Origin of the sequence: Amycolatopsis sp. NPDC049253, from assembly GCF_040678995.1 — a bacterium.
Classification (GTDB): domain Bacteria; phylum Actinomycetota; class Actinomycetes; order Mycobacteriales; family Pseudonocardiaceae; genus Amycolatopsis.
In genome coordinates this window covers 95,779-105,605 of record NZ_JBFAQX010000028.1, presented here as the reverse complement: position 1 = coordinate 105,605, position 9,827 = coordinate 95,779, and the positions used below count along the sequence as shown (strand labels likewise).

Annotated in this window: 11 protein-coding genes and 2 pseudogenes; 6 read left to right on the top strand and 7 right to left on the bottom strand. The window is 71.3% G+C overall.

The genetic code is table 11. The features are described from left to right. Positions 1-90 precede the first annotated feature (90 nt). From AB0K15_RS38800 to AB0K15_RS38780, 5 genes are all read right to left on the bottom strand, one after another. Positions 91-519 carry an ATP-binding protein gene (locus AB0K15_RS38800; protein ID WP_364062610.1) on the bottom strand — a complete coding sequence of 143 codons (429 nt, stop codon included), beginning with the start codon at positions 517-519 and terminating at the stop codon, positions 91-93. A gap of 87 nt (positions 520-606) precedes the next feature. After that, on the bottom strand, positions 607-987 hold the full coding sequence (locus tag AB0K15_RS38795; RefSeq protein ID WP_364062607.1) for an STAS domain-containing protein: 381 nt from the start codon (positions 985-987) through the stop codon (positions 607-609). A gap of 82 nt (positions 988-1,069) precedes the next feature. Continuing rightward, entirely contained in the window at positions 1,070-1,435 is a 366-nt protein-coding gene (locus AB0K15_RS38790; RefSeq protein ID WP_364062604.1) for an STAS domain-containing protein, read from the bottom strand. Next, positions 1,432-2,676: a SpoIIE family protein phosphatase gene (locus AB0K15_RS38785; protein ID WP_364062601.1), complete on the bottom strand. Its 1,245-nt coding sequence runs from the start codon at positions 2,674-2,676 to the stop codon at positions 1,432-1,434. The genes AB0K15_RS38790 and AB0K15_RS38785 overlap by 4 nt, the downstream gene beginning before the upstream one ends. A gap of 2 nt (positions 2,677-2,678) precedes the next feature. Then, positions 2,679-3,476 carry an alpha/beta hydrolase gene (locus tag AB0K15_RS38780; protein ID WP_364062598.1) on the bottom strand — a complete coding sequence of 266 codons (798 nt, stop codon included), beginning with the start codon at positions 3,474-3,476 and terminating at the stop codon, positions 2,679-2,681. 309 nt (positions 3,477-3,785) lie between these two features. Between AB0K15_RS38780 and AB0K15_RS38775 the strand changes: the two are divergent. Together AB0K15_RS38775 and AB0K15_RS38770 are read left to right on the top strand one after the other, a co-directional pair. Next, positions 3,786-4,070: pseudogene (locus AB0K15_RS38775) on the top strand (NmrA family NAD(P)-binding protein); the annotation flags it as partial. A 58-nt stretch (positions 4,071-4,128) separates the two neighbouring features. Next, on the top strand, positions 4,129-4,509 hold the full coding sequence (locus AB0K15_RS38770; RefSeq protein ID WP_364062616.1) for a hypothetical protein: 381 nt from the start codon (positions 4,129-4,131) through the stop codon (positions 4,507-4,509). Positions 4,510-4,731: 222 nt separating this feature from the next. Here AB0K15_RS38770 and AB0K15_RS38765 read toward each other — a convergent pair whose 3' ends face one another. Continuing rightward, complete coding sequence (locus AB0K15_RS38765; protein ID WP_364062595.1) at positions 4,732-5,136, bottom strand: nuclear transport factor 2 family protein; 405 nt, start codon at positions 5,134-5,136, stop codon at positions 4,732-4,734. A 117-nt stretch (positions 5,137-5,253) separates the two neighbouring features. On the opposite strand from AB0K15_RS38765, the pseudogene AB0K15_RS38760 reads away from it, so the two are divergent. Then, a pseudogene (locus AB0K15_RS38760) lies at positions 5,254-5,538 on the top strand (MaoC/PaaZ C-terminal domain-containing protein); the annotation flags it as partial. A gap of 198 nt (positions 5,539-5,736) precedes the next feature. Here AB0K15_RS38760 and AB0K15_RS38755 read toward each other — a convergent pair. Beyond that, positions 5,737-6,942, bottom strand: a complete 1,206-nt coding sequence (locus AB0K15_RS38755) for a beta-ketoacyl-[acyl-carrier-protein] synthase family protein (protein WP_364062592.1) — start codon at positions 6,940-6,942, stop codon at positions 5,737-5,739. A gap of 191 nt (positions 6,943-7,133) precedes the next feature. On the opposite strand from AB0K15_RS38755, the gene AB0K15_RS38750 reads away from it, so the two are divergent. Genes AB0K15_RS38750 through AB0K15_RS38740 form a run of 3 tightly spaced genes read left to right on the top strand, consistent with a single transcriptional unit; the run spans position 7,134 to position 9,807 of the window. Continuing rightward, complete coding sequence (locus tag AB0K15_RS38750; RefSeq protein WP_364062589.1) at positions 7,134-8,186, top strand: LLM class F420-dependent oxidoreductase; 1,053 nt, start codon at positions 7,134-7,136, stop codon at positions 8,184-8,186. A 2-nt stretch (positions 8,187-8,188) separates the two neighbouring features. Further along, positions 8,189-8,989: a hypothetical protein gene (locus AB0K15_RS38745; protein ID WP_364062586.1), complete on the top strand. Its 801-nt coding sequence runs from the start codon at positions 8,189-8,191 to the stop codon at positions 8,987-8,989. Between the two features lie 56 nt (positions 8,990-9,045). Continuing rightward, positions 9,046-9,807 carry a maleylpyruvate isomerase family mycothiol-dependent enzyme gene (locus tag AB0K15_RS38740; protein WP_364062583.1) on the top strand — a complete coding sequence of 254 codons (762 nt, stop codon included), beginning with the start codon at positions 9,046-9,048 and terminating at the stop codon, positions 9,805-9,807. Positions 9,808-9,827: the final 20 nt, after the last annotated feature.

Sequence of the window (9,827 nt, the reverse complement as noted above, 5' to 3'; positions counted from 1 at the left end):
GTTGCACACCTACAATCACCACCGCGGCCACACCGCACTCGGCGGCAAACCACCCGCCACCCGCGTCCCCAACCTCACAGGACAGAACACCTAGGTGCCGTCGGGGTGCAGGCGCCAGGTCATGGTCACGGTCGTGCCGGAGCCGGTGCGGACGATCGTGGCGTCGTCGGACAGGATCCGGATGAGGGCCAGCCCGCGACCGCGCGAAGGGTCGGGTGCGGCCGGCGGGTGGTCCCAGCGGCCGAAGTCGGTGACCGTGATGCGGATCAGGCCGGGCTGGTGCTGGGCGCGCAGCTCGACGTCGCCGGCGGCGCCGGCCGGGTAGGCGTGCTCGGCGGTGTTGATCAGTGCCTCGTAGGCGGCCAGGGCGATGTCGCCCACGAGGTCGGCGGGTGGGTGGTGCGCCGCGATCCAGCGGGTGAGCTTGTGGCGCACCTTGGTCACGTCACCGGTCCGCGCCGGCGACGTCACCCGCAGCTCGGGGGTGACGGGCGCGCCGAAATCGCCGGCCGGAGCCATGTGCGCCACCTCGCCCTTTCCTGATCGGGTTGGCCTGGACGTCATGGCTCGGGATACCCGCGCACGGCACTCTCAAGCACCGGATGCTCACCCGGCGGCCAGCGCCTCCTCGACCGAGGGGTACGTCGCGAGCTGCTGGTCGAGACCCACCAGCTTCAGCGTCCGGTCGAGGTAGTGCTCGACCGCGAGGCGCAGGCTGGTCTGCTCGGCGGCCCTCAGGTGCGCGTCGACCAGGGTCGCGATCGCGCCCGAGCCGAAGAACTCCACGGCGGTGAGGTCGATCACCAGTACTTCGGGGCCGTCTTCGACCGCCTCGCGGATCGAGGTCCGCAGCCCGGGGGTGCTCACCGCGTCGAACTCGCCCTGCGCGGTCAGCACCACGGCGGATCCGGCGCGGCGCAAGCTGATGGTCGTTTCCCCCGCGAACGAGCGGGGGTCTTGTCCTGGGTTCGGATCTGTTGCCGGCATCCCCCGATACTCGTCCGCCCGCCGCCGCTCCGCACAGCCACCGATGCCGCGGCGAGCCGCGCGGGACGGGCCTGCCCCGCGGTCACGGACCGGAAGCGCTTGACCCCCATGCCTTCCGGGCGTCTTCGGTGGTGGGATAGCTCTTGAAAAGCTCGGCCAGCCCGATGAGGCCGAGCGTGCGGGCCAGGTGGCCGGGCACCGCGGCCAACGCGATCGCCGCGCCCGCCGCGACAGCCACGTTGCGAGCGGCGATCAGGGCCGAGACGCCGCTGGAATCGCAGAACTCCAAGCCGCTCAGGTCGACGAGCAGCTGCTGACCGGCCGACGGGGCGAGGAGCCGGATCGCTTCGAGGGCGTCGGGCGCGGTGGCGGCGTCGAGCTCTCCGCTGAGCTCGAGCACGGGGCCCGACGCGGTGTCGCGGGTGGTGACGGTGAACTCGATGGTCACTGCTCCTCGTCTCCGGTGTGCGGAATGCTCAGGGCGAGCAGGGCGGTGTCGTCGTCGACGCCGTCGGCGAAGCCGGCGAGCAGGTCGGAGATCGCGGCCACCACCGTCGTCGCCGTGGCCGGGGCCAAGGTCGAGGCGAAGTCGCGCAGCTGCTCCTCGCTGTAGCGCACGCGGCCCCGCGTGCGCGCTTCGGTCAGGCCGTCGGAGTACAGCACCAGTGTGTCCCCGGGCCCGAGGTGGCGCCGGACGGCGGCGAATCGCGCGTCGGGCAGCGCGCCGACCAGCTGGCCACCGGGGGTGTCGAGCAGCTCGGCCGCGCCGTCGTGGCGGATCAGCAGCGCGGGCGGGTGCCCGCCCCCGGCCAGGGTGACGGTGGCGCCACCGGCGTCGGGCACGAGCAGGCCGTGGACGACGGTGCAGTACCGCGGGTCGGTGCTGTGGTACTCGTGGTTGAGCACGGTGTTGAGGTTGCCCAGCACCGTGACCGGATCCGGGTCGTAGACCGCGGCCGCGCGCAGGGTGTAGCGGGCCAGCGAGGTAACCGCGGCGGCCTCCGCGCCCTTGCCCGACACATCGCCGAGGAAGAACCCCCAGGTGTCACCGGTCAGCGGGAACAGGTCGTAGAAGTCGCCACCGACCTCGTCGGCCGAGGCGGGGTGGTAGTACGCGGCGACGTCCATCCCCGGTACGGCGGGCAGCACCGGCGGCAGCAACGTCCGCTGCAGCGTCGTGGCCAGGCGATGCACGCGGTCGCGCTCGCACTCGGCCTCCTGGCGGGCCCGCAGCAGCTCCTGCTCGTAGGCACGGCGGTCACGCGCGTCGAAGACCGTGGTGCGGATCAGCTGGCCTTCGCCGCCGGAACCGGTTTTCACCGTGGACGTGACCAGCACCGGCAACCGCGTCCCGTCGGCGCCCTTCAGCTCGAGGGCGATGCCGCCGAACTCGCCGTGCATCCGCAGCGACGGCGCGAAGTGCGTCTCGTGGTACAGCCGGCCACCGACAGTGAGCAGATCGGTGAACCGGCGCCGCCCCACCAGCTCCTCGCGCCGGTAGCCGAGCCAGCCGAGCAGCGTGGTGTTGACCTTGGCGATCGTGCCGTCCATCAACGTGGACAGGTAGCCGCACGGCGCGTGCTCGTAGAGGTCCTCGGCGCTGTCCTCCAGCAGGGCGGAGAAGGACGCGGCCAGCGCCTCGGGGTGCTCTCCCGCCGACCCGCCGCCGGCGTCGCCGGTCTCGCCCATCATCAGCCGGCCGCGAACGCCGTGATCGCGGCGGCGGTCGCCTCGGGTGCGCTCAGCTGCGGGCAGTGGCCGGTCGCGTCGAGAGTCACCAGCACACTGCCCGCGATCCGCTCGTGGACGTAGCGCCCGACCTCGGGCGGCGCGATGGCGTCCTGGGTGCACTGCAGCACCGCCGTGGGCACGGCGACCTTCGGCAGGTCCGCGCGGTTGTCGGACAGGAACGTGGCCTGCGCGAAGACCCGGGCGATCGCCGGGTCGGTGCGGCAGAAGCTGTCCTTGAGCTCCTCGCCGAGCTCGGGCCGCTCCGGGTTGCCCATGATCACCGGCGCCATCGCGCCCGACCAGCCGAGGTAGTTCGCGTCGAGCGAGTCGAGCAGCTCGTCGATGTCGGCGCGGCTGAACCCGCCGCGGTAGTCCCCGTCGTCGAGGTACCGGGGTGACGGCGTCAGCAGCACCAGCTTCGCGAAGCGAGCCGGCTCGCGGTTGGCGGCCAGCACCGCGACCATCGCGCTCACCGAGTGCCCGACCAGCACCACGTCACGCAGCTCGAGCTCCGCGCAGACGTCGAGCACGTCCTGCGCGTACCCCTCCAGCCGCGAGTACCGCGGCTCCGACCACGCCGACAGGTCCGACTTTCCCGAGCCGACGTAGTCGAACAGCACCACGCGGAACCGCTCGGCCAGCGCCGGCACGACGAGCCGCCACAGGTTCTGGTCGCACCCGAACCCGTGCGCGAGCAGCACCGTGGGCCCGTCCTCCCGGTCGGTCACGGTCACGTTGTTCCTGCTGCGCACGTCCACCAGGCCATCCTGTCACCGATCCCCGGGCGTGTCTGTCCCGCCTGTGGCGACCTCGTTCACGGCGGGCTGCGCCGCGCCGGCAATCGCCGGGGCCGGCCGAGCAGGCCTGGGCCGCGACGCGGTGCACCGCACTGTCCACCGAGGTCCGCCGCGGCAGCCGGTCTGCGCTACCGCGGCCGGTCAGCTCGCGCGGTGTCCTCTTCGGACGGATGTCGGATCCTCGGCACAGCAACGGGTTGTCTTTTCCAACCCATACTGGGACCGTGGTGACAGTCCCCCGCTGGGGCGAAGTCAGAACGGAGAACAGGGATGAGTTCGGACACGCACTTGGTCACGGGCGCGACCGGGCGGCACGGCGGCACCGGCGCGCACGTCGTGCGACGGTTGCTGGAGAGCGGGATTCCGGCGCGGGCCTTGGTCCGCCGGCACGACGAGCGGTCCGAACGGGTGGCCGCGCTCGGGGTCGAGGTGGTGGTCGGCGACCTGAACGACTACCGGACCCTCGTGCCGGCGCTGGACGGGGTGGCGCAGGCGTACCTCACCTACCCGGTCGACGCGGGAATCGTTCAGGCGGCGAACTACGCGGAGGCGGTGCGTGAAACGGGGCGGAAACCCGCGCACCGTCGTGATGTCAATGGGACCGTCGACGCGCATGCATCCGAGCCACCTCGGCCGGGGCCAGTGGCTGTCGGAGGAGATCCTGCAGTGGGCCGGGCTGGATGTGACGATCCTGCGCATGGCCGCGGTGTTCCACGAGAACCTGCCGTTGTTGTCCACGCAGTCGGTGCGCCACGAGAGCGTGATCCGCAACTGCTTCGCCGAACAGCCGGTGAGCTGGCTGAACGCGCTGGACGCCGCGGAGTTCTGCGTGGCGGCCCTGCTGCGCCCGAAGCTGTTCGCCGACGCGCCGGTGCGCTACCTGCCCGGCCCGGAGTCTTCGACTTCCACCAGGCCGCCAAGGTGTTCAGCGACGTGCTTGGCCGGTCGGTCCGCTTCGAGCCGGTCAACCGAGAAGCCTGGGAGAAGGAACTAATCGACCTGGCCGCCTCGACGCGGGCGGGCCTGCTCAACGCCGACATGTCGCGCCACATCGCGGCGTGCGGCCACGCCGTGGCCGAGGGACTGGAGCGGGGCAACACGAAATTCACCGACACCGACGCGTTCCGGCGCATCACCGGCCACACCCCGATCACCCTGCACGACTACGTCACCGAGCACGCCGCCGTCTTCCGCCGACCCGGCACGCACGCCGTGGTCAGCCGGTGGTGCGGTTGGCCGCGGCGGTGTCGGCGCAGACCTGGGCGCGCACGAAGTTGCCGTCGCGGGTTTCGAACAGCCAGAGGTTCTCGAACACGGTCGTCTCGCCGGTCTTCTTGCCCCGCGACGTGATGACGATCGGTGCGACGAGGTGGTCGTCGGCGACGAGAACGCGCTTGAGGCGCGGGGTGAACGAGTCGTAGTAGCCGCCCGTCGCCCGGATCTGGGCCATGAACCGTTCGACGCCCTCGGCGCCGAGGTACTCGCCACCGTAGGGCAGGGAGTCGCGGAACTTCAGCACGAAGTCGTCGCGCGGCATCGAGACGAGTCGGTCGGGATCGAAGCGGTCCAGCAGCTCGGTGACGGCGGCGATCACCTCGTCCGTGGTGTATCCACTGGCCACAGTGGTCCTCCTGTCGAGTGATGTGACTTTCGTTCGGCGCGCGCACGACTGCCGTCATACGCGTCACGCCTTTCGCGGCCTAACGTCCCCCGCAGCACGCGAAGGGACACCGCCACGATGGACAGCGACCTCATTCCGAAACCCGTGAACGCCGCCGGGCTGTGGGCCGACGACCTGCACGAGGGGATGCCGTTCCGGTCCTCGACCTTCCTCGTGACCGAAGAGCAGATCATCACCTTCGCGACGACGTTCGACCCGCAGCTCTACCACCTCGACGACACCGGCGCGCGCGGCACGTTCTTCGACGGGCTGGTCGCGAGCGGCTGGCACACCGCCGCGATCACCATGCGCCTGCTGGTCACCTCCGCGCTGCCGCTCGCCACGGGGATCGTCGGGGCGGCCATCGACCTGGCGTGGCCGTCGGCGGCGCGCGCGGGTGACGTGCTGCACGTCGAAGGACAGATCGACAAACTCACCTTCTCGCGGTCGCGGCCGTCGCGTGCCACCGTGCTGATGTCGTACAAGACGGAGAACCAGGACGGCGACGTCCGGCAGAGCACGTCCGCGCGCGTCCTTGCGTTCCGTCGGCCCGCGCACTGGTCACGCGAGCGGCGAGAACACGAGGCTGCCGTTGTGCCCGCCGAAGCCGAAGCTGTTGGAGAGCACGGGCCCCGGCGTCCACGGCGTCGGTTCGCGGGGCACGTCGATGTCCAGCGCAGGGTCCTGTGTGGACAGTCCGAGCGTCGGTGGGACCAGCTCGTGCGCCATCGTCAGCGCCACGGCGACGGCCTCCACCGCGCCGGCCGAGCCGAACGAGTGCCCGGTGGCGCCCTTGATGCTGGTCACCAGCGGCCGCGAGGCGCCGAAGACGCGGCGGATGGCGTGGGCCTCGGCGGCGTCGTTGAGCGCGGTCGAGGTGCCGTGGGCGTTGATGTGGGTGATGTCCTGCGGCGTGTAGCCGGCGTCCTCGATCGCCATCCGCATGCAGCGCTCGGCGCCGGCGCCGTTCGGGGCGGGCGCGGTGACGTGGTAGGCGTCGGCGGTCGAAGCGGTGCCGTCGATGGTCAGGTAGATGCTCGCGCCTCGTTCGAGAGCCAGCTCCAGCGGTTCGAGCACGAGGATGCCGGCCGCCTCCGACGCGGCGAGGCCGTCTCTGTCCACATCGAACGGACGTGAGATCCCGCTGCGGCTCAGCGCGCGCATGTTGGTGAACCCGGCCACGCACACGGGCGTGAGGCTCGAGTCGCTGCCGCCCGCGAGCACGAGATCGGCGGCACCCGAGGCGATGAGCTTGGCGCCCGCGGCGATCGCGTCGGTGCCGGCCGCGCAGGCCGTGGTGATCACCGACGCGCTGCCCTGGAAGCCGTAGCGGATGCTGAGCGCGGCGGCGCCCGCGTTCGGCATCGTCATGGGCACGGTGTGCGGCGACACCCTCCGCTCGCCCTGTGCGGCCAGGACCCCGGCCTGCGACTCCAGAGTGGACACGCCTCCGATGCCCGTGCCGAGCGAGACGGCGGCGCGTTCGGCGTCCGGCACGGTCACCGTCGGCTCGATCTCGCCGGTCAGCAGCCCCGCGTCTGCCAGCGCCTCGTCGGCGGCCGCGACCGCCATCTGCGTCGCGAGGTCCGCCGTGCGCGCCACCTTGTGCGACATCCAGCGCCGCGGGTCGAAGCCACTGAGCCGCCGCACGTTGGCCGCGGCGGCCGGACGCGACAGCCCGTCCCAGAACTCCTTCACGCCGATGCCGGCCGGCGACACGACACCGATCCCGGTCACCGCGACGCGCCGGTTGAGGGCTGGCTTCATGCACGTGCTCCTTCGGAAAAAATGCCCACCGTCTGGCTAGGCTTTTGCACAGTCAGGTGTAGTCTACGGGACGATCACCCCGGAGCCGCACCGATCGAACTCAAGTCACATCGGCGGTTGACGAGTGAGTTGCATTGCGCAACTCTGAGAGGACGCAGCAACTTCACCGGAGAAGGAAAGCAGGCGGGACCGTGCTTGTCGGCATCTACAACGAGTACAGCGCGAAAGGCAGCTTCCGCGACCTGGCCGGCGACGTCGTCGCGTACGAACGCGCCGGCGCGGACATCGCCTACGTGGCCGAGGTGTACACGTTCGACGCGGTGAGCCAGCTCGGCGCGCTCGCCGCGCTCACGAGCACCATCCGCATCGGCTCGGCGATCCTGCCGATCTACACGCGCACCCCTTCGCTGGTCGCGATGACCGCCGCGGGCCTGGACCACGTGAGCGAGGGCCGGTTCATCCTCGGCCTCGGCGCTTCGGGACCGCAGGTGATCGAGGGGTTCCACGGCGTGCCCTACCACGCGCCGCTCGGCCGGACCCGCGAGGTCGTCGAGATCTGCCGCCAGGTCTGGCGGCGCGAACGCGTCGTGCACCAGGGCAAGCACTACCGCATCCCGCTGCCCGAGGACGAAGGCACCGGCCTCGGCAAGCCGCTCAAGCTGGTCAACACGCCGGTGCGCAGCCGGATCCCGATCCTGATCGCCTCCATCGGGCCCAAGAACGTCGCCATGACCGCGGAGCTCGCCGACATCTGGCAGCCGTTCTTCTTCCTGCCGGAGAAGGCGAAGGACGTCTGGGGCCAGTCGCTGGCCGACGGCGCGGCGAAGCGCGCCGACGACCTGGCCCCGCTGCAGATCGAAGCCCAGGCGGTCTTCCGCGTCACCGACGAACCCCAGCCGATACTGGAGGCGATGCGCCCGACGCTCGCGCTGTACATCGGTGGCATGGGCGCGAAGGGCCGCAACTTCTACAACGACCTCGTGCGCCGCTACGGCTTCGAGGCCGAGGCGGAGAAGATCCAGGACCTCTACCTGGCCGGCAAGAAGCAGGAAGCGGAAGCGGCGGTCCCCGAAGAGCTGCTCCGTTCGATCTCGCTGATCGGCCCCGAAAGCCACGTCCGCGAGCGCATCGCCGCGTACCGGGAAGCCGGGGTCACCACGCTCACCATCACCCCCGCCGGCGCGACCCGGGACGAGCGGGCCGGCGTGGTCGAACAGTTCCGCGCGCTGGTGGACGAGAGCTGACGGTGCCGCCCTCGCTCGCGAGCCTGGTCGAATCGGGTCTCACGGCGGCGGCGGTGCTGTCCGCGGCCGCGCCCGGCGCGGTGTTCGACAGCGCGGTCACCGACTGGCCGGGACTGTCGGGCGAGCAGGCCGCGGCCCTGCTCGCCGCGGAAACGGCCGGCGTCGAGAACGCCGAGATCACCGAGCGGTTCACCGGCGAACGCGCCGAGGGCCTGATGCGCGCCGGCGCGGTCGAGGGCGAGCCCATCCGGCAGATCCTCCTGGCCACCACCGACGAAACCGGGCGCCTGACCACGGTCAAGAGCTTCTTCAACAGCACCCAGCCCTTCACCACGCTGCGAAACCGCGCGAAGGCGGTGTTCGACGACCTGCCAGCCGAGGCGTGGACCGTGCCGTGGCTCCCGCCGGACCCCGGTGAGTACTCGGCCAAACCGAACCACAAGTACAGCCCTGCGCTCAGCTTCCACAGCCCGATCCTGCGCAAGAGCGTCGCCCCCGAACCGCTGGCGAGCCGCGTCCTCGGCCACGCGAGCTCCGTCTACGGCGCGCGGGCCTGGAGCGAGCTCAGCCTGGACCGCGGCAACCACCGCATCGGCTACTTCACCGGCGACATCCAGGGCAAGCCCGTCTCGATCGCGTCCGTGATGCGCTTCGACGAGGACGGGCTGGCCGAGGTCCTCGCGTGCTCACGCCCCTGGTCCTCGGCCGTGGCGATCTACTCGCACATCAAGGCACGGCTCGGCCAGGAGCTCGGCCCCGACTACTTCTGGGCCGGGCAGCCGGACTACGACAGCTACCTCTGACCCGGGGGTCGGGAAACCGCTGTCCCGCCACCGCGGCACCGTGGTAGACAGCCTGCGTGCACAACACCCCGGGGTTTCCCGACCTGCTGCGGCTGATCGACGAACGCTCGGCCGCGTTCCGCGCGGTGATCGCCTCCGTGCCGAGCCTCGACGCGCAAGTGCCGACCTGCCCCGAGTGGACACTGTTCGACCTCGTGCGGCACCTCGGTGAGGGGCGCCGCGCCTGGGCGGCCACGATCGCCGCCGGGCCGGAGGCCACAGCCAAGTCCGCGGCCGAGGGCGCCTTGCCCGGGTCTCGCGAACGCGCGGCCCTGGTGGCCTGGCTCGCCGCATCGACGGAGCAGCTGCTGGCCGCACTGCGCGAGGCCGGTCCGGATCGCGCGTGCTGGACGTGGTGGGGTACGTCGCAGTCGCCGCGGACGTGTGGTGCCGTCGCCCGCCACCAGCTCCACGAGATCTCGGTGCACACCTACGACGCTCAGCTCACCGTCGGCGCCCCGCAGCCGCTGCCGGACGACGTCGCGCTCGACGGTGCGGAAGAGTTCCTGTCCACCTGTTGCACGTCGACGAGCGCCTGGCCCCATGAGCCCGCCGTCATCGATTTCCACGCCACCGAGGGGCGCTCCTGGCGCCTCTCGCTCTCGGCCGGCGGAGTACGGCTGTCCCGGCCCGACGGGGTGCCCGCCGACGCCGCCGTCCGGGGCACCGCACACGAGCTGGTCCTGACCTGCTACAACCGCCATCCCCTGGACTCCCTGAAACTCGAGGGCGACCGGCGTCAGTTCGACCTGCTCGTCGGCTGGGACCCGAACGAGTAACACCCCGGGCACAGGATGCC